This window comes from Clostridium sartagoforme (genome assembly GCF_004794105.1).
Lineage (GTDB): Bacteria > Bacillota > Clostridia > Clostridiales > Clostridiaceae > Clostridium > Clostridium sartagoforme_B.
In genome coordinates, this window is the sequence record NZ_SRYR01000001.1 from 1,209,984 (window position 1) to 1,227,730 (window position 17,747).

18 protein-coding genes, 1 pseudogene, 1 riboswitch and 1 other annotated feature are annotated in these 17,747 nt (G+C 27.2%); of the genes and pseudogenes, 5 read left to right on the top strand and 14 right to left on the bottom strand.

Annotated elements, in window-relative coordinates; all coding sequences use genetic code 11:
- Positions 1 to 70: 70 nt before the first annotated feature.
- Positions 71 to 1,501 carry a YfcC family protein gene (locus E5347_RS05355; RefSeq protein ID WP_136005304.1) on the bottom strand — a complete coding sequence of 477 codons (1,431 nt, stop codon included), beginning with the start codon at positions 1,499 to 1,501 and terminating at the stop codon, positions 71 to 73.
- Between the two features lie 132 nt (positions 1,502 to 1,633).
- A riboswitch (Lysine riboswitch) is annotated at positions 1,634 to 1,813 on the bottom strand.
- Between the two features lie 280 nt (positions 1,814 to 2,093).
- On the bottom strand, positions 2,094 to 2,300 hold the full coding sequence (locus tag E5347_RS05360) for a hypothetical protein (RefSeq protein WP_136005305.1): 207 nt from the start codon (positions 2,298 to 2,300) through the stop codon (positions 2,094 to 2,096).
- Positions 2,301 to 2,657: 357 nt separating this feature from the next.
- Here E5347_RS05360 and E5347_RS05365 point away from each other — a divergent pair, with 357 nt between their 5' ends.
- Positions 2,658 to 3,095, top strand: a complete 438-nt coding sequence (locus tag E5347_RS05365; RefSeq protein WP_136005307.1) for a VOC family protein — start codon at positions 2,658 to 2,660, stop codon at positions 3,093 to 3,095.
- A 77-nt stretch (positions 3,096 to 3,172) separates the two neighbouring features.
- Here the strand turns inward: E5347_RS05365 and E5347_RS05370 are convergent, their stop codons facing one another.
- The 6 genes from E5347_RS05370 to mnmH all read right to left on the bottom strand — a co-directional run bounded on the left by E5347_RS05370 (position 3,173) and on the right by mnmH (position 11,051).
- Positions 3,173 to 4,060 carry a carbon-nitrogen hydrolase family protein gene (locus tag E5347_RS05370; protein ID WP_136005308.1) on the bottom strand — a complete coding sequence of 296 codons (888 nt, stop codon included), beginning with the start codon at positions 4,058 to 4,060 and terminating at the stop codon, positions 3,173 to 3,175.
- Between the two features lie 71 nt (positions 4,061 to 4,131).
- Positions 4,132 to 4,539 (bottom strand): VOC family protein, encoded by a 408-nt coding sequence (locus tag E5347_RS05375; protein WP_136005309.1) that lies wholly within the window; start codon positions 4,537 to 4,539, stop codon positions 4,132 to 4,134.
- 381 nt (positions 4,540 to 4,920) lie between these two features.
- The gene (locus tag E5347_RS05385) at positions 4,921 to 5,301 is read right to left on the bottom strand and encodes a VOC family protein (protein WP_136005311.1); all 381 of its coding nucleotides are present in this window, start codon (positions 5,299 to 5,301) and stop codon (positions 4,921 to 4,923) included.
- Between the two features lie 105 nt (positions 5,302 to 5,406).
- On the bottom strand, positions 5,407 to 6,696 hold the full coding sequence (gene aspS, locus E5347_RS05390; protein WP_136005312.1) for an aspartate--tRNA(Asn) ligase: 1,290 nt from the start codon (positions 6,694 to 6,696) through the stop codon (positions 5,407 to 5,409).
- A 150-nt stretch (positions 6,697 to 6,846) separates the two neighbouring features.
- Positions 6,847 to 7,067 (bottom strand) — a binding site (T-box leader).
- Between the two features lie 157 nt (positions 7,068 to 7,224).
- Positions 7,225 to 9,366: a GGDEF domain-containing protein gene (locus E5347_RS05395; protein ID WP_136005313.1), complete on the bottom strand. Its 2,142-nt coding sequence runs from the start codon at positions 9,364 to 9,366 to the stop codon at positions 7,225 to 7,227.
- Between the two features lie 581 nt (positions 9,367 to 9,947).
- Positions 9,948 to 11,051 (bottom strand): tRNA 2-selenouridine(34) synthase MnmH, encoded by a 1,104-nt coding sequence (mnmH, locus tag E5347_RS05400; RefSeq protein ID WP_136005315.1) that lies wholly within the window; start codon positions 11,049 to 11,051, stop codon positions 9,948 to 9,950.
- Between the two features lie 282 nt (positions 11,052 to 11,333).
- Between mnmH and selD the strand changes: the two genes are divergently transcribed.
- From selD to E5347_RS17070, 4 genes are all read left to right on the top strand, one after another.
- Positions 11,334 to 12,374, top strand: coding sequence for a selenide, water dikinase SelD (selD, locus tag E5347_RS05405; RefSeq protein ID WP_136005317.1), 1,041 nt, complete (start codon positions 11,334 to 11,336; stop codon positions 12,372 to 12,374).
- Positions 12,375 to 12,519: 145 nt separating this feature from the next.
- Complete coding sequence (locus E5347_RS05410) at positions 12,520 to 12,771, top strand: hypothetical protein (protein ID WP_136005318.1); 252 nt, start codon at positions 12,520 to 12,522, stop codon at positions 12,769 to 12,771.
- Between the two features lie 67 nt (positions 12,772 to 12,838).
- The gene (locus E5347_RS17065) at positions 12,839 to 13,252 is read left to right on the top strand and encodes a nucleotidyltransferase domain-containing protein (RefSeq protein ID WP_243109726.1); all 414 of its coding nucleotides are present in this window, start codon (positions 12,839 to 12,841) and stop codon (positions 13,250 to 13,252) included.
- Between the two features lie 30 nt (positions 13,253 to 13,282).
- Positions 13,283 to 13,600 carry a DUF4111 domain-containing protein gene (locus E5347_RS17070; RefSeq protein WP_243109727.1) on the top strand — a complete coding sequence of 106 codons (318 nt, stop codon included), beginning with the start codon at positions 13,283 to 13,285 and terminating at the stop codon, positions 13,598 to 13,600.
- Here E5347_RS17070 and E5347_RS05420 read toward each other — a convergent pair.
- The 6 genes and pseudogenes from E5347_RS05420 to E5347_RS17075 form a co-directional block, all read right to left on the bottom strand.
- Positions 13,597 to 14,145, bottom strand: a complete 549-nt coding sequence (locus E5347_RS05420; protein ID WP_136005320.1) for a GNAT family N-acetyltransferase — start codon at positions 14,143 to 14,145, stop codon at positions 13,597 to 13,599. The two genes, E5347_RS17070 and E5347_RS05420, sit on opposite strands and share 4 nt — an antisense overlap.
- A gap of 237 nt (positions 14,146 to 14,382) precedes the next feature.
- Positions 14,383 to 14,979, bottom strand: a complete 597-nt coding sequence (gene yedF / locus E5347_RS05425; RefSeq protein WP_136005321.1) for a sulfurtransferase-like selenium metabolism protein YedF — start codon at positions 14,977 to 14,979, stop codon at positions 14,383 to 14,385.
- Positions 14,980 to 15,296: 317 nt separating this feature from the next.
- Positions 15,297 to 15,875 carry a GNAT family N-acetyltransferase gene (locus E5347_RS05430; RefSeq protein WP_207670449.1) on the bottom strand — a complete coding sequence of 193 codons (579 nt, stop codon included), beginning with the start codon at positions 15,873 to 15,875 and terminating at the stop codon, positions 15,297 to 15,299.
- 170 nt (positions 15,876 to 16,045) lie between these two features.
- Positions 16,046 to 16,789, bottom strand: a complete 744-nt coding sequence (locus E5347_RS05435; RefSeq protein ID WP_136005323.1) for a hypothetical protein — start codon at positions 16,787 to 16,789, stop codon at positions 16,046 to 16,048.
- Between the two features lie 77 nt (positions 16,790 to 16,866).
- Positions 16,867 to 17,378: pseudogene (locus tag E5347_RS05440) on the bottom strand (LD-carboxypeptidase).
- Between the two features lie 85 nt (positions 17,379 to 17,463).
- Positions 17,464 to 17,700: a hypothetical protein gene (locus E5347_RS17075; RefSeq protein WP_243109728.1), complete on the bottom strand. Its 237-nt coding sequence runs from the start codon at positions 17,698 to 17,700 to the stop codon at positions 17,464 to 17,466.
- Positions 17,701 to 17,747 lie beyond the last annotated feature (47 nt).

Sequence of the window (17,747 nt, forward strand, 5' to 3'; positions counted from 1 at the left end):
CCAATGATAACTTTAATATCATTGGCTTATAGTTTATTTCTCTTATATTTTTATAAAATCTAATAACTTATTAGCTCCATCCAATTACTTGAGCTATTGTTATAAATACTATTCCAAGTGTAAATAGTATAGCTTGTAGTGGTAATATCCATTTTAACCATTTAGAATAAGGAATTCCTCCAAGTCCTATACAAGCAATTAGTATTCCTGATGTTGGGAACATTGCATTTGAGAAACCATCTCCTAATTGGAATATTAATACTGTTAACTGACGAGAAATACCTACTAAATCTCCAAGCGGTGCAAGTATCGGCATTGTTAATGCCGCTTGTCCTGAGCCTGAACTTATAAAGAAATTAATAATCATTTGTACTGGTAGCATTATGTATGATGCTAGTATTCCAGGTATAGTACCTATGACCCTTGCTAATTGGAATAATATAGTATCTATTATATTAGAATTTTCTGCTATGATTAATATAGCTCTTGCAAATCCTAGCATTATTGCTGCACCTATCATATCTTTTGCACCCTGTATAAATGCATCTGCCATTTCATCAGCAGATAATCTTCCAATTATACCTGATAAAACTCCTATTGCTAAGAATACTGATCCTATTTCTGTTATCCAAAATCCCTTTGCTAATACTCCCCATATTATTATACCTATACATGCTACAAGTAATAATAATATAATCTTGTGAGGTAATGAAATTTTATCATCTATATTTTCAACACTAGATAAACTTTGGCGCTTTTTCTCATCACTTTCATAAACAGGACTTAACTTAGGATTTTTCTTTATTTTATTAGCATAAAACATAATAAATATTATTGATGCTATTGTAGATACTATCCATACTATTGTTCTATACTCTATTCCTGAGTACATTGGTAATTCAGCTATTGATTGAGCTATTCCAACATTAAATGGATTAAGCATTGCTGCTGCAAACCCAGTATTACATGCTAAATATGTAATTGCTACTGCAACTATACTATCGTATCCTAATACTAATACTAGTGGTACCATCATTGTAATAAACGGAATTGCTTCTTCAGTCATTCCAAATACTGCTCCACCTAGAGAGAATATAGTAAATAGTATTGGTATTATTAGTATTTCTTTTCCTTTGAAAACATTAACTATACGAACGATTCCAAAATCTATTGCTTTTGTTCTTGTAATTATATTAAATGATCCACCTACTACAAATAAAAATGCTATTATTTCAGCACCAGCTATAATTCCTTGAATAGGTGCTTGTAATAAAGCAAATATTCCTTGTGGATTACTTTCTATATACTTAAATGATCCATCTACAACTACTGTCTTACCAGCTTCATTCACTATTTTTTCATATGAGCCTCCAGGAACTATATATGTTGCTATTGCAACAATTACTAGTATTATGCTTATTATAACTAGGGTATGTGGTACTTTAAACCCTTCCCCTGATTTCTTTTTAGCTAAGCCTTTCTTTAAACTTGCTAAATTCATTACTATCACTCCTCATTTTGTAATACATAAAAAAGCCTTGAGTGAAGCAAATCACTCAAGACTATATTTTCCACTGTATTATTTATAAATTGAGAAATGTATATAATCAATTTTTAAATAATAAAATATACCCATCATGATAGCTCACCATAAATAAATTTATGACAGTGTTATGTATATTCTACATAACCCCAACTATATAGTCTTAAAGCTTTCAACCATATGTTTCGGCAGTTTTTCCTTTTGGCTTGCTTCTCTGTTTGCTTAAACTCCACAAACTTACTTTTAAATACTGCATCCTCTATCTTATTTATTCTATTTTCAACGAAATTTATTATACAATAATATTTCATACTTGTAAATCTATTATTTCAATAATCGACAAATAACCACTTTTATATACCTATAAACATGCATTTATCTAATATAAAATGGTATTAAATTTAATTATTTCAGCTATTATATTAATTATATTTTAATTTATATCTAAAATATTTTAACATACACTGTTTCTAGATATAGTTTTTATGTAACTACAACTTTTATTATAACCTAAAATTTAAAATGATAATTAAAAATCAAATCTATCTCATCACTTTTGTAACTGCCTATTTAATAGAAATATATTCTCTACTTCATTTCCTTGTTCATCATAATATTTTATACCTATTCCTGCTACATATCCTAACGTATCTCTATCAAGAACAGTTCCTTGAATCCTTAATAACTCCTCTTCATTCATAGGCAAATCTACTTCTTTTGTTTCATTATCTCTTTGACATACTAACTTTACTTTCATATCTATGATTCTCCTTTTAGAATTAGTATTCTTCAAAAAAGATAAAAATATTTCTCCTATATAAATCAAATAATCACTTAATAAGATACACCTTAAACTTATCCCTTCTAATAATATAAATTCTTGTTATAAGTTTTTATACATATTGTAAATCTAATATATATCATTATAACTTATTGATTTTGAATATAATTATGATATACCGATTTAAAATACTTATTATACCAACATTTTCCTGATAGTTATCTATATAGTTCTGTAACGTATCTTTTGATTATAATTACATCCTTATATATTAAAACTTTCATTAATTGTTGCTTGGTGTAATAAATTTATTTACAAAAGGAGTGACTTAACATGGTTGGAGTAGAAATAGATATGGTTGTTTCAGACAGCTTAAAAGCCTTAGAATTATATAAAAAGATATTTGAAATAGAGGTTGTGGAAGCCACTGAGCTTCCTAAAGGTGAAAATGAAGTTGTATTTACCCTTTACGGAGTTCGTTTTCATATGTTAGATGAAAGTCCGCAATTTGGATTAATTGCACCAACTCAGGATGATCCTAAACCTATTTGGTTTAATATCATTGTACCAGATATTAAGGAAACCTATTCGAAAGCATTAAATGAAGGTTGTAAAGAAATACAGCCATTAACAGAGCTTCCTGACTATGGTGTAGCAAATGCCATATTCAGTGATGAATTTTCTTATATATGGATGCTACATCAAGTATATAAAGAAGTTAGCTTTGAAGAACGCGTGCAACTTTGGGAAGATAAAAAGGAATCTAAATAATTTTATTCAAAACTCCTTCGGGAGTTTTTTCATTAATTTTTCATTGTGCGACAACATCTCTTTTGAATAATATTATTTTATCGTATAAAAGGTTCTTCAACCTTAGGATCCAATAAATCTTCATATGCCTTAACCTTTCTATATGCATTTCCCCAGGTTTCACTTTTTCTATAGTTTCTAATACTCTCTAAATCAAATTCAGCAATTATTATATCTTCCTTAATATCATTGGCTGAAATAATTTTATTATCAATATATTTTCCATTATCATCAAAAACTATAGGACTATATGCACAAGAATTCCCCCAGTTATCACCGGGATAATTAGCCATTGCTATACCCGTCATATTTTCAAAAGCTCTAGTAGATAACTGATTTATTCTAGCTGGATTCATATCACAAGCATTAGGTACAAGTATTATTTCTGCTCCTTTTAACATTAAAATCCTAGCACTTTCAGGAAATTCCCTATCATAGCAAATCATTATTCCAAGTTTAACACCACAGAAGTCACACACTTTAAACTCATCGCCACTTTCTAGTAATCCTTCTAAGGAGAAGTCACAAGTATGTACCTTGGAATATTTCATTAAAATTCCCCCAGTTTTATCAATAACTAAGGCTGTATTTTGAGGTCTATTTTTTCCTTTAGAAAGATATGTTATTACAATTCCTATTTCTAACTCTCTAGCAATCCTTTTAAATGACTTAATATACTCACTTTCTTCATCAACTGCCTCAGCAAGCCATTTTTTTCGTTCATTTTCATAGTTTTCATCTAGTGGATTATCAAAAGCCTCTTCATAAGGAGGATTATATCCATTTGACCACATCTCGGGAAAAAGAACTATATCTATACCTAACTTTTTAGCTTCAGTTACATATCTTAATCCTAACTCTAAATTATTATTTATATTATTTGCTATTGCTTTATGTTGAATCAATCCAACCTTTAAACTTTTCATTATTTAAATCCCCTTATATTTACTTAAAAATAATATTTAGAAAATATGATAAGTACTTTTGCCGATAAAGTTTATGTAATATCAGTATCTCTCATCTCTATTTCAGTTCCTTCTGGAGCCTTTATTTTTAATAAATTTTGTCCAAGTACTTTATAAACTACTTCACCGTTTTTTAATTTAAAATTCTTATATCCTAAAGACTTAATTCTTTCATATTCCTCTTCTACATTATCAACCATAAAGGCTAAATGAACTGGTCCAGAGTTTAATGAACTCCAATCATTAAATATATCACCTTTTTTAGGTGTTTGAAGCTCAATCATAAAACTGCCTAGTTTAATCCATGTATTAAAATCTCTTCCATGAAAATTAGGAGTTTCACTTATTATCTCAAAACCTAGTATTTTTGTGTAAAAATCTAGTGATTCTTTATACTTTCCTGTTTGAATGCATACATGATGTATCATTTTTATACTCATATGTCTTTCTCCTCAATATCTGGTGTAATACGCCCTACACCGTCTTTTTTAATATCTTTATACATAGGCTACTCATAATCATGGTAGACTATATTTTAATTGATAAATCTTTTTAAGTTATAGTATTTCTAGTCATTATCTTTTATTTTATATTAGCTTCATAATGCTCTTCATAAAGTCTTACTATTTCAATTTCTTTATTATTCTCTTTCAATTTTAATGCTAAGCTTTGAATTCCAAAGAATTCTGTGAAAGTATGACTCCTAATAATAAGATTTATCTCTTTTTACTTAGCATACTGAATTGTATACAAAAATTATCGACATATATAAATAGAGTATGTGAAATAAGCATACTCTATTTATATATAGAATTATATTCTTATTTTCTTTCAATTACAGCAAAATAATTTTCTTCACTATCTGCAAAATTAAAAGTTTTACCTGTAGGCATATTAATTATTTCTCCTACAGTTACATTATTATTAGTTAACTTATTATATAATTTTTCTATGTCTTCAGTGAAAAATAATAAGGATGGAGTTCCTAAATTAATTCCTGAATTCATTTTTTCAATTACTTCTTTATTGTGTAGTACAATAGTTGTTTGAGAATCCTTTTGAGGTGCTATTTCAATCCACCTCATCCCTTCACCATTATCTTCTTCTGATATAACAGTAAAACCTACTTTCTCAGTCCAAAACTTTACTGCTTCATCCTGGTTATATACATAAACCATAACTTGACCTAATATATTAATCATAAAAACACTTCCTATTTTTTATTAATAAAATTTATTATTAACAATATTATATATCATATTCAAATTTGCTGTAATGATTTATGCAACAATTATTATCAATTAATATTATGGTATAAGTCTTTTCCTATCCCTAGTTATCAATGTTGCTTCTCTTACATTTTCTAAACCTAGAAGTTTAGCGGTTATCCTCTCTAGTCCAATTGCTAACCCTCCATGTCTTGGCATCCCATATTTAAATATTTCTAAATAACTTTCATAATTATTGGCATCTAGTCCTTTATACTTCATATTTTCTAATAACCTTTTATAATCATGTATTCTTTGACCACCAGTAGTTATCTCTATTCCTTTAAATAATAAATCAAAACTATGTGTTCCTTCTTCTCCGAGAGGCATTGTATACATAGGTCTCTTTTTTCTTGGATAATTAGTTAAAAATACAAAATCACTATTTAAATTTTCCTTTACATATTTACATAAAAGCTTCTCTGCCTCTGGATCTAGATCTCCCTTTAAATCATTTTTATTATAATTTTCCTTTAATATATTAATTGATTCTTCAAATTTAATCCTAGGTATTTTATTATGAATTGTCGGTAATTCAACTTGTAATAATTCTAAATACTCTTTACCACTAATTTCTAATGATTCTATAATATATTTTAATAGATTTTCTTCTAAATCCATAATATCAGATTCATCTTCAATAAATCCCATTTCTAAATCCATACTTATATATTCATTAAGGTGTCTATTAGTATTATGCTCTTCTGCCCTATAAGCATGACCTATTTCAAATACTCTTTCAAAGCCTGAAGCAACCATCATTTGTTTATAAAATTGAGGACTTTGTGCTAAATAAGCTTTTTCTTCAAAGTACTTCACCTCAAAAACTTCTGTGCCACCTTCTGCCCCTTCTTTAACAATTTTAGGTGTATTAATTTCAGTAAATCCTTCTTTATTTAGAAATTCTCTAAATGAACTTACTATTAAATTTTGCACTTTAAAAATAGCATTTATTTTCGGATGTCTTAAACTTAATATCCTATTATTAAGCATTGTATCTAAATTCACTTCCAAATTTTCTTTATTTACTTCTATTGGAAGCTCATCTTTTACCTTGCAAATAACTTCTATGCCTTCCAACTCTAATTCAAAGGGGTTTAATTTATTATTACTTTCTTTAACCTTTCCAATAATAGATACTACAGATTCTATACCAATTTCAGATATATCAAATTTATTATTATCTACTATACATTGAACTAAGCCTGATCTATCCCTAATAATTACAAAGGTAATAAACTTTAATCGTCTAAATTTATAAACCCATCCTTGTACACATACTTTTTCATCTATTAATCCATTTAATTCACTTATTAATCTTCTCTTCATTTTTTACCTCCAAAAAAATAATCCCCTTGAGTAAAAAACTCAAGGGGCAAATTGCTTGCGGTACCACCCTTTTTTAATAATGTTTACTTAAATTAAGACAATACTCTATATATAATGAGCTCTTTTATATATAAAAAAGCATCCACTCCCAATAGGAGTGAATGCATATTCACGGTACCATCCTAATTCAACAATGTATTAATACATTATCATCTCAAGTCCCTATAACGGAGGATACCCGTCTTATCCTACTTTATATTTCAAATAAGCCTCTCCAGAATGTCCTTCAATATTGCCTTTCTCATAGGCTCTCACCAACCCTACTCGCTTTGGATACTAACAATATCTACTTTTTCCTTCAAAGAATTTACTTTTCTATATTCTATTCAAATTAATTATTATTGTCAATACTTTATTTGATAAAGTAATTTCTTAATTTCAAATATTCACCATTACTTATAATTAAAATTTTATTCATAAAAATAGGCTTAAATATATTAATAGAACTCTTGTTAAAAATACATTAAGTTAATTAAGCTTTTTTATCTTATACCCATTCTTACCATTACGCTTTACTTCATAGAGTGTTTCATCCGCAATGGTATATAGTTTATTAAAGTTCATTTTAAATTTTGTCATAACGCAACCTAAACTAAGAGATATCCTTTGATTAATATCATTATACTCTATTTCCTTATCCATTAATTTACACACTTTCTTTAGTGTTTCTTCAATACTCCTTATATTATTTTCCTCAATATCTTTTATAAAAACAATAAATTCATCTCCTCCTAAACGAGAAATAATATCCTTATTTGAAAAAGACTCTTTTAATATTTTGCTAAAATCTACTAATAAATCATCTCCTACCTTATGTCCTAAGCGATCATTTATCTGTTTAAAATAGTCTATATCTATGATAATAAACGCACAATATAATGAGACATCTTTTTCATTTAAATATTCCATAACTAATTTCTCACAGGCTTCTCTATTGTAAACTCCTGTTAATGAATCTATCTGTGTTTTTTCAAATAATCTTTGCTTATCTTCCTTTATTTTATTAAATCTCATTTTAAATATTATGTAAATTAATGCAAAAATTATAATTAAGACTATACTAATTATACTTAAACATAAAACTAAATTAGTATAGAAAAAATCTTTTATACTAATAGAATGCTTAATATTTAAGGTATTCTTCTGAGCAATATTTTCTATATCTTTATCAGATAAACTATACACAGCTTTATTAAGAATATCTCTTGCATAACTATCTATTTTATTAGATATTCCTACTGCTATTTCGCTTTCATCTCCAGTATAAATAACTTTTATATTATTATAGTATCCCACTGCACTATAATTAGAGATAGAGTAACTGTTACCATAAGTTGATGTTGCTATGCCTTCATCAACAGCCCTTAAACATTCTTCCATATTATTATAATATTTAATTTCATATTCACCAGTTAAATTAAGCGGATCATGCCCTATTGGCAAAGCAATAATCTCTTTAACTTCATTGTTGTTTCTTTCGTTATTTACTACTTTTAATACCTCATAATCTAAATATACTTTTGTTAGCATAAAATCATATTTATCTGCAATTGAATAATCATTCACAGCCCCTATAATTATATCAATTTGACCATCTCTCATCATTTCATAGGCTTCATTATAGGTTTTAGCTCTAACATAATCAAATTTAATACCAGCTCTTTCAGATATTAAATTCATAGCATCAACAAAAATCCCCTTTGGTTGATTAGTATCTTCATCATAATATTGAATCGGCATTAAACCATCAACATATGCTGCCCTTATTGAATTCATATGTTTTATATAATTTACCTCATCTTTAGTCATTACTAAATTATTATTGTAATTATTCACAAAGTATTTACTATAAAGGGTTTGGTCAAAATAGGGATTATCGTCTTTAATTTTATAAATAGCTCTATTTAGTCCCTCTATAACTTCTGAATTTCCCTTGGTGGTAGCAAAGTAATGTGGTTTTCCTCCAAATTTAGCAATAACATTTTCGTTACTATCTACAGTTAAGTCTCCTCCTATAATAGCATCTACTTCTCCATCCTTCATTTTTTCTAACAGAAAAGGTCTTCCATTACCACTTGAATATGAAATGAGGTCAATATCCTTAATCTTATTTTCTTCACAGAATTCTTTAAAAACATTTGGGCCATTCACATTTTTTTCAAGATAACCTACTTTCATTCCATCTAATATAATGTATTTTGATTCATCAAAGCTATTATTGTCTAAAACTGCCAAAGTTGTATATGTCATGCCTGAATCATATTTAGGAAAGTCATAAATTTGCATAGTCGCTTCATTTTTAAGCATTCCTGCTAAAATATCAATCTCACCATTACGTAAGTCTTCCAAAAGTTCTTCAAGGTTCTTTTCTACAAATTCATATTGCCAACCTGTATATATGGATATCTCTCTTAAATATTCATAGGCATATCCTGTGTAACCTCCATCTTTTTTTTCGGTGAAACCACTTACACTTGGAAATCCGACTCTAATTATTTTACTTTCCTCAGCTCTTACACTCTTTGGATAAATAATAGTACACATAATTACTATTAACATTACAATAAAAGTTTTACTTTTTCTTAGTGTTATCAATGTTCCATGTCTCATCTCTTATTCTCCCTTCCTTTATATAATAAAACACTAAGAGACTGCTTATAAATCTCACTCTAAAATTGTATAAAATTGTTTAGTTTTAACTTATATATACTTTTTTCACAGATTTATATTAATATACTGATTTTTTTATTGCAATAATTTTTTAATATAGAAAATTTACTTTTTAGAATTATTTTTTATTCAAATTTTAACTATATTTTTATTAATAATAAGACAGATTTGACTGAATTGATTCCTAATATACTTGCCAAAGAATAATGCAAAAGTCTATCTCTAAATAAAAACTTTGTACAAAAACAGGATAGATTTTCATCTATCCTAATAAATATAATATCTTAATGATTTAATTATTAACCTGCATTTGCTTTATTAATACATTAATTAAAATTTTCTTTAATAAAACTTGATATTGATTTCTATTTACTTATACTAAAAATATGTTCTACAAAACATACTTAGCTTTAAAAATCAAATATTAATTCTTAATGTTCTTTCTAGTAATTTGGATTCTCCAGAGGTAAGCTTCCCCATAAATAATTCTACCCACATTTATATCTCTATAATTAAACAAACTATCTCTCCATCTTCTCAATATACTCCTTCACTTCATTTCTATTCCCCTTGAAGATAATATTTCTATTAGATTTTAATAAAGAATGCTTATACATAGGATCGTAGTACTGAGTTAAAAATAACTCTATCCAATTTCTATGTTTATCTATCTTATTAGTTGTTAACTGTTCATTGTATGATAGTTTAAGTTCCTTAACTATTGTATGTATTCTGTCACCAAGCTTTCCCTTAACTCTTTCCATACTTGATATCATATCATTTAGCCAGGCTTCTAAGGCAAGTTCTTCACTTTTAAATACTTCTCTATGCTCTTCTTGTCCATTTATCACATATTCTTCTAATATATTTTCTATTCTCTCATTTAGAGAAGCATCTAGAAATATCACATCTCCACTTTGCATATATTCAAAAAATGCCTTTGGAATAAAGCTCTTACCTATATTTTTCCCCTCATCTTCTAGAACCATATATTTATAATCATTATTTTCATGTTTAATCAATCTATAAGCTAAATTATTTTCAAAGTTTATTTGTGTTGGCTGAGGTGTAATATGATGACCAAAGGTAGATCCTCTATGGTGAGCTAGGCCTTCTAAATCTACTGAATTATTTATTTTATGTAATAATATTGTTTTTCCTGAACCTGTATATCCAGATAATATTAGTGGTTTTGATTTTATATTTTGGGGATCTAATGAATTTATAAGGTAATTCCTAAAAGCCTTATATCCTCCATCTAATTTTACTATATCTTTTCCTGTTTCTTCATATATCCATTGTTGTGCTATAGTTGAACGCGAGCCTCCTCTAAAGCAATAAATCATAGAATTTTGATTCTCATTTATGAAATCTGCCCATGCCTTTACTCTAGATTCTTTAACTTTTCCTGATACTATTTCATAACCAAGCTTTGTAGCTTCTTCATTGCCTTTTTCCTTATAACATATCCCAATAATATGTCTTTCCTCATTATTTAAAATTGGCATGTTTACTGAATTTATCATTGCTCCTTTTTCAAATTCAATTGGAGCTCTAACATCTAAAAGCTTTGTGTCATTTAATACTATACTTTCAAAATCATTTGTCACTGATAATTTCTTCATTATTCTACTTCCATTTCATTTTTTCTTTACTTCTAATAATATAAATTATATATTTCTTAATTGTAAAAATAAACTAAAATTATGTAATCTTATCTAAAAATTTATATTTTTACTATTGTTATTCCTTCTTTAGATTTATAATAATTATTGAAAAGTGTTTTTGAATTAAATACTATACAAATTAAATTTTGATATTTTACTTAAAAAATTAATGTTTAATTATAATTTTTAATGTCTTTTGATATAAATTATTAATTTAAACATTGATAGGAGGAATTACTAATGAAAGAAAATATAAAATTAACTTCCCTAACTAAAACTTCTGGCTGTGCGGCAAAGATTGGTCCTGGTGTTTTAGATTCTGTACTTCAAAACTTACCTAAATTTGAAGACTCTAACTTAATTGTTGGTTTTGATAAAAAAGATGATGCTCTTGTTTACAAAGTATCTGATGATAAAGTAATAATACAAACAGTTGACTTCTTTCCACCTATGGTAGATGATCCGTATACTTTTGGACAAGTAGCTGCAAGTAATGCTTTAAGTGATATATATGCCATGGGAGGAAACCCATCTATTGCAATGAATCTACTTTGCTTCCCTTCTTGCTTAGACCCTGAAATAATGCATGATATTTTAGCTGGTGGATATAGTAAGGTACAAGAAGCTGGAGCAATTATTGCAGGTGGACATACAATTGCAGACCCAACGCCTAAATACGGTCTTTGCGTTACAGGCTTTGCTCACCCAAATGAAATCTTAACAAATAGTAATGCTAAAACTGGAGATGTTCTAGTATTAACTAAACCTATTGGTGTTGGTATTTTAAATACAGCTAATAAGGCTGAACTTTTATCTGAAAATGAAGTAAAAGAAGTAACTAAGGTAATGACTGAATTAAATAAATATGCTAAAGAAGCCTTTAATGGATTGAAGGTTAACTCTTGTACCGATATTACAGGCTTTAGTTTAATTGGACATAGCTTTGAAATGGCAAGCGGAAGCAATAAGACTATAGAAATATTCAGTGAAAGTGTTCCAATACTTCCCAAGGCATTAGAATATGCAAAAATGGGTATTCTTCCTGAAGGAATGTACAATAATCGTGATTACCTAAAAAACTCTTTTAAATCCTTAGCTAATGTTTCAACTGAAATGGTAGATGCATTACTTGATCCTCAAACATCTGGTGGTCTACTTCTATCAATGCCTGACAAAGATGCAAAGGAATATTTATCTAGGATGGAATCTTATACACCTTGGGCTCGAATCATTGGACAAGTTAAAGATAGAGAAAATATTGATATAATCATTAATAAGTAGCAGTTATGATTTAAGCCTATACTGACGTTATTAACCCAATAATTTAAAAATCGAATAGTAAACTATTTACAAAATATGCTATAATTAATTTATAATTATGGCATATTTTTCTAATGTTTATGTTTTAAAAAAGGGGACGGCTTTTATGTGGATTAGAACTCAATCAAAAAAGGAATTGGTTAATGTATTTAAAGTAGAGATTTCTTCTATTATTGGTGATGAAAGAAATAAAGTCCTTGTATGGGGTAGATTTGCACCAAATAGTATATTTTCATCCAATAGAACTTTATTAGGTATGTATCCTACAATGGACGATGCTATTGCTGAAATAGATGAAATTGAAAAGTGCATTTTAAATAATCCTAATGGTGTTTACAATATGAAAATCAATGAATAGTAAACTAATATGAGGCATTTTATTACTTATAGGCAACTAAAAATAAAGTGTGGAGTAAATATTAATTATGATGGAACCTAATGAGATCTTAAATACAATTTCTAATAAATATAAGGTGATTTTAGGAAATGAGTTAACTGGAATATATGTGCACGGTTCTCTTGCCTTTGGATGCTTTAATTATAAAAAAAGTGATATAGATTTTATAGTAGTAGTGAATGAAACCCCTACTATACAAGAAAAAGAAGAATTAATAAAGGCTCTCCTTTCTTTATCTGATAGCTCTCTTATTAAAAAATATGAAATGAGCGTAGTCTTAGAAACTTTTTGTAAAAACTTTGTTTATCCAACACCATTTGAACTACACTATTCAATTACTCATTTACAAAGTTGCAAAAATAACTTAAGAGAATATTGTAAGTCAATGAATGGAAGTGATAAGGATTTAGCTGCACATTTTACTGTTATCAAAAGTGTATGATATACTATTAATGGAAAAGCCATCTCTGAAGTGTTTGGAACTATACCTAAAAATGAATATTTTGATAGTATTAAAGCTGATATAGAAAATGCATCAGAACTTATTCAAGATAATCCTGTATATGTTATTTTAAATTTATGTCGTGTATTAGCATATAAAAATAAAGGGTTAATTTTATCAAAAGAACAAGGAGGAGAATGGGGAATTAAAAATCTTCCAAAGCAATATATTTCATTAATAAATACAGCTTTGAAAGATTATAAGTCAGAAATAGATGGAACTTTTGATTTAGAGCATTCTTTAAACTTCTGTAACTATATGCTTAAAACTATATTTGCAAATAATTAAATATATAAATCCATTATAATTTCATCATAGTACTTTCCATTAATATTAAAGTAATTTTTATGAACTCCAACATTCTTAAATCCAAACTTCTCATATAATTTAATAGCTTTATCATTAGTAGCATTAACACCAAGAATAATATTTTTAGTAACTCCACTATCCTTAGCAAATTTAATTAATTGACCCATAACAACACTTCCAACGCCAATACTCCAATATTTTTTCTTTACTGATATAGCAATTTCACTATTATGAGCAATTCTCTTTCTACTTGGACTACTTATTTGTGCTACAGCTACTATTTTATTATTAATTAATCCAATTATCATAAGTGAATTTTTATCTTTATTTATACTTTCAATAAATGAAATTTCTTCTTCAACTGAAAATGTAACTTCTCCAGCTCCAAATAATAGATTGTCACTTTCGCCACCAACTATATTAAGATATTCAATAATATTCTTTGCATCCTCTTTTATTGGCTTACGTAAGATTAGTTCTTCTCCATTTTTAATTTTGACTTTAGATATACAGTCTATACTCATAAATACCCCTCCCCTTTTAGTAACCTATTTTAAATAATAAATTTATTTTCATAATATAATCTCATACTTCTTATCAGGTATTAATATTGTAATCAGTTCTTATTAACTACTATAAGTTTGAAGTCTATATCTTTGCTTATCAAGAATTAATATAATAGATTCCCTAATAAGAAATTAAAGTTAAAAAGTAAAGCCATTCTAATTTTCTAGAATGACCTTTAGTATGTTCCATAAAAATTAAATTGTTATAACTTTAGAAACTACCTTCATTTCTTCAACTATTTCATACATATTGCTTACTCTTCCTACTGAAAGCTTATCTTCTAATCCATAGAAATTAAGACATGCACCACAAACAAGTAAATCAACTCCATGGTTTTCTAACTCTTTTAAGTGTTCAGCAGCTTGTTTATTAAGCGTAGGAACCTTTACTCCATCGTTCATAAATAAAATTGATTTTGGATAATCCTCTGATTCTGAAATTGTATATAAGAACATCTTTATTAAAGTTTGTCCTAATTCTTCATTACCAACACCAATTGTGCTTTTATTTACAAATATACTCCAATCACCAAGGGGCTTTTTATTTTCAACCTTAGCTAATATTTCTTCGCACTCTTCACATCCATTAGAAAACCTAACATCAAAATTACCATTAACTTCAGTTACTTTAACTTCAAATCCTTGACTACTAGCCAATTTACTTAGATTTTCTACTGCTATTTTGTTATCAACTTGAACTGTAAAGAATTTTACTCCTCCATCAATTTCTTTCTTCGCCATAATAACAGGCATAGGACAATTCTTCCCTCTTGCATCTATAATTTTACTCATATTAATCACCTTCCAACAAAACTATTCTAAAAATATTATACATCATTATTTAATTAGTTTGTACTAAATTCATTTTTTGCTATAAACTAGAAACGATTATCGGAATTTAAATACATAATTATATATATTTAATATCTAATTATTAACACAAGTATATAACTGCCTCTCCTATTTCAAAATATATATTATCTAACTCAATAGAAAAGTTATTCAATTTAAATGCATAATATATTTTAGCAATTAATAAATTTGAGTAATTGTAGATTTTTTTGCATTTCTCATAATCTCTACTATTAATATCTTTTTCGAAGATAATATTATTTATGGTACTTCATAAATATAAATTCAGAATAGCCTCTCATTTTTGCATATCTTACTTTTTCTCGTTTATATTCTTTAAATCCAAACTTTTTATAGCAATTAATGGCTGCTATATTTATATTTGTTACTGATATAGTAAAATTACTATAATCATTGTTTTTAGTACAAAATTCTATAAGGCTACTTGCAATTCCTCGTCTAAAAAACTCTTTCTTAACTCCAATAATATCTATATAGATGGTTTTATCATTTAGATTCTTTGACTTTTCTAAGTCATTCTTAATAGCAATTGCACCCATATAACCTCTAAAGTAACCAAATTCCTTTTGAAAATCCTTTAAATTAGCATAAAAGGCTCTATTATCTCCTGTAACATAAGCCAAAAACCCAACAATCTCATTATTTATTATTGCAACAAGGTAATTATCCAAGGTAAGTCCTCTTCTTAACCCCCTAGATATTTTATTTACATCACTTGATAGACTTTTCCACTCTTCAAAAAAAGTTTCTGCGAAAACTTCCGAAATCTTTATCCTATCCTCTTTCATTGAATTTCTAATTATAATATTCTCCATTATCAATACTCCTTCTATTATTAACTTTAGCTTTAACTTATAATTAAAATCTCATATCACGCCTTTAAAATTGCTTGTAATATCAGTGTTAATCTAAGCTTTATATAAATAAAAAAGAAAGCACACCAAAATAACATTGTGCTTTAATCTTAAGTATTTCTAAAATTAATTTATAGAGTAATACAATTAAACATATAATCACTATTAAAGTAATTCTGTCCACCTATTTCTTTATAATTCTTATAGTTATCTATTCTAATATGAAAATTACTATACTCTAAAACATTATCAACATCATATTCCTTAATAGCTTTATAACAATACTTTCTTATTTCATTAAGATAATCTTTATCTAAAACTGTCTTTTCAAAATCATCATCATTTATAAATACATAAAAAGTGTTCCAATAACTAACAGCCACCACTTCTGAAAAAACAGATTTTATAGTTTTATGAATATTATGCCATGCCTTATTACTGCTATGAGAAATCATTGTTTTTAGTATATCTTTAACTAAAAATTGTATCTCTGTTGTTTCTGTAATTCCAAGTAACTTTGTGCTCTTTAGAATTTCATAGAAGCTCTCTATATACTTATTTTTTTTATCCTCTATTCTATAATGAATATCTGGGTCAGCCTGCCATAAATAAATATAAAAATTTATGAACTTACTATCACTATCTGGTTTTTCAAATTTGCAATTAAAAATATTTACACCATATTTTTCCTTAATATATTCAATATACTTCTTTACAAATTCATACCTAAAATCATCTTCTTTATATCTAGAAATTGCAAAATCATAGTCACTACTTTCTATTACTGAAGACTTAGGATCATTTTCTTTACTATTATAAATCTCTAACTCTTCTATAGAATTTTCATTTATTTTATCTTTCTCTAACAAAATCATATTTCCCTCTCAAAATAACATAATAAAAAATACTTTATATATTAAAGCAAAATTTAAAACTAATAAAAATATCCCTTTTATATAACACCTGATTCTAATATAGAGAAGGTATTATTATCACAATCTATCTCAGCTAAAGCACCATATGGTAATGTAATCATTGGAGCTGTATGCCCAAAATTCATATTATACAATATCGGTAAATCCTTTAACCTTAGTTCATCTCTAATTACTTTATAAATTACCTTCTTATACTCTTCGTAATACTGATTATCATATGGCTTTCCAAAGATTATTCCCTTTGACTTTTCTACCCACCTATACATGAAAAAATCCCTTTAATGGACTTATCTTTAAAAGCATTCATAAAGTCCTCTGCCCTTTTTTCAGGATGATTATATAAAAACTCACTTCCCTTTAAAGTGTTCTCCATCTCAATAACTTCAAGTCCAAATTCTTCTTCAAGCCTCTTCTTACCTTGATAATATCTCCATAGTATTTCTTTATCTCCAGCTCCACCCCAAGATAAGCTTACTGTAGCTATTTTATCTCCTCTTTTAAGACGAGATGGTTTAGTTAAATTCAGCATCTCTAAGCCCCCATCTTTTTCAATATTATACCATAAATTAACATAGCACATATTCTTTATAATATTTCTTTTATGCTTTCCTTATCTAATCTTTATTCTCTATTATATTATTAAACATCTTCCATTCATCATTATTAAAAAACAATTTAGGATTTAAATTCATTTTACTTGAAAATGTATGTATTGACTTAAAAACCTTAGTTATAAAATAAAACTCTTCTAGTTCTTTCTTGTTTATTTCTTCATCACATATAAATTTAATTTCTATATTACTACTATTTATATCAACTAAAATATCTTTAATGTGAAGTAGCTCCCTCATACCCTTAAGATCATATCCAGCTTTAGCAACTCTAGTATATTTTATAT

Excerpts from the sequence above, each read along its gene's own strand:
- E5347_RS05355 (WP_136005304.1), bottom strand. The coding sequence starts at position 1,501 with ATGAATTTAGCAAGTTTAAAGAAAGGCTTAGCTAAAAAGAAATCAGGG.
- E5347_RS05360 (WP_136005305.1), bottom strand. The coding sequence starts at position 2,300 with ATGAAAGTAAAGTTAGTATGTCAAAGAGATAATGAAACAAAAGAAGTA.
- E5347_RS05365 (WP_136005307.1), top strand. The coding sequence starts at position 2,658 with ATGGTTGGAGTAGAAATAGATATGGTTGTTTCAGACAGCTTAAAAGCC.
- E5347_RS05370 (WP_136005308.1), bottom strand. The coding sequence starts at position 4,060 with ATGAAAAGTTTAAAGGTTGGATTGATTCAACATAAAGCAATAGCAAAT.
- E5347_RS05375 (WP_136005309.1), bottom strand. The coding sequence starts at position 4,539 with ATGAGTATAAAAATGATACATCATGTATGCATTCAAACAGGAAAGTAT.
- E5347_RS05385 (WP_136005311.1), bottom strand. The coding sequence starts at position 5,301 with ATGATTAATATATTAGGTCAAGTTATGGTTTATGTATATAACCAGGAT.
- aspS (WP_136005312.1), bottom strand. The coding sequence starts at position 6,696 with ATGAAGAGAAGATTAATAAGTGAATTAAATGGATTAATAGATGAAAAA.
- E5347_RS05395 (WP_136005313.1), bottom strand. The coding sequence starts at position 9,366 with ATGAGACATGGAACATTGATAACACTAAGAAAAAGTAAAACTTTTATT.
- mnmH (WP_136005315.1), bottom strand. The coding sequence starts at position 11,051 with ATGAAGAAATTATCAGTGACAAATGATTTTGAAAGTATAGTATTAAAT.
- selD (WP_136005317.1), top strand. The coding sequence starts at position 11,334 with ATGAAAGAAAATATAAAATTAACTTCCCTAACTAAAACTTCTGGCTGT.
- E5347_RS05410 (WP_136005318.1), top strand. The coding sequence starts at position 12,520 with ATGTGGATTAGAACTCAATCAAAAAAGGAATTGGTTAATGTATTTAAA.
- E5347_RS17065 (WP_243109726.1), top strand. The coding sequence starts at position 12,839 with ATGATGGAACCTAATGAGATCTTAAATACAATTTCTAATAAATATAAG.
- E5347_RS05420 (WP_136005320.1), bottom strand. The coding sequence starts at position 14,145 with ATGAGTATAGACTGTATATCTAAAGTCAAAATTAAAAATGGAGAAGAA.
- yedF (WP_136005321.1), bottom strand. The coding sequence starts at position 14,979 with ATGAGTAAAATTATAGATGCAAGAGGGAAGAATTGTCCTATGCCTGTT.
- E5347_RS05430 (WP_207670449.1), bottom strand. The coding sequence starts at position 15,875 with ATGGAGAATATTATAATTAGAAATTCAATGAAAGAGGATAGGATAAAG.
- E5347_RS05435 (WP_136005323.1), bottom strand. The coding sequence starts at position 16,789 with ATGATTTTGTTAGAGAAAGATAAAATAAATGAAAATTCTATAGAAGAG.
- E5347_RS17075 (WP_243109728.1), bottom strand. The coding sequence starts at position 17,700 with ATGAGGGAGCTACTTCACATTAAAGATATTTTAGTTGATATAAATAGT.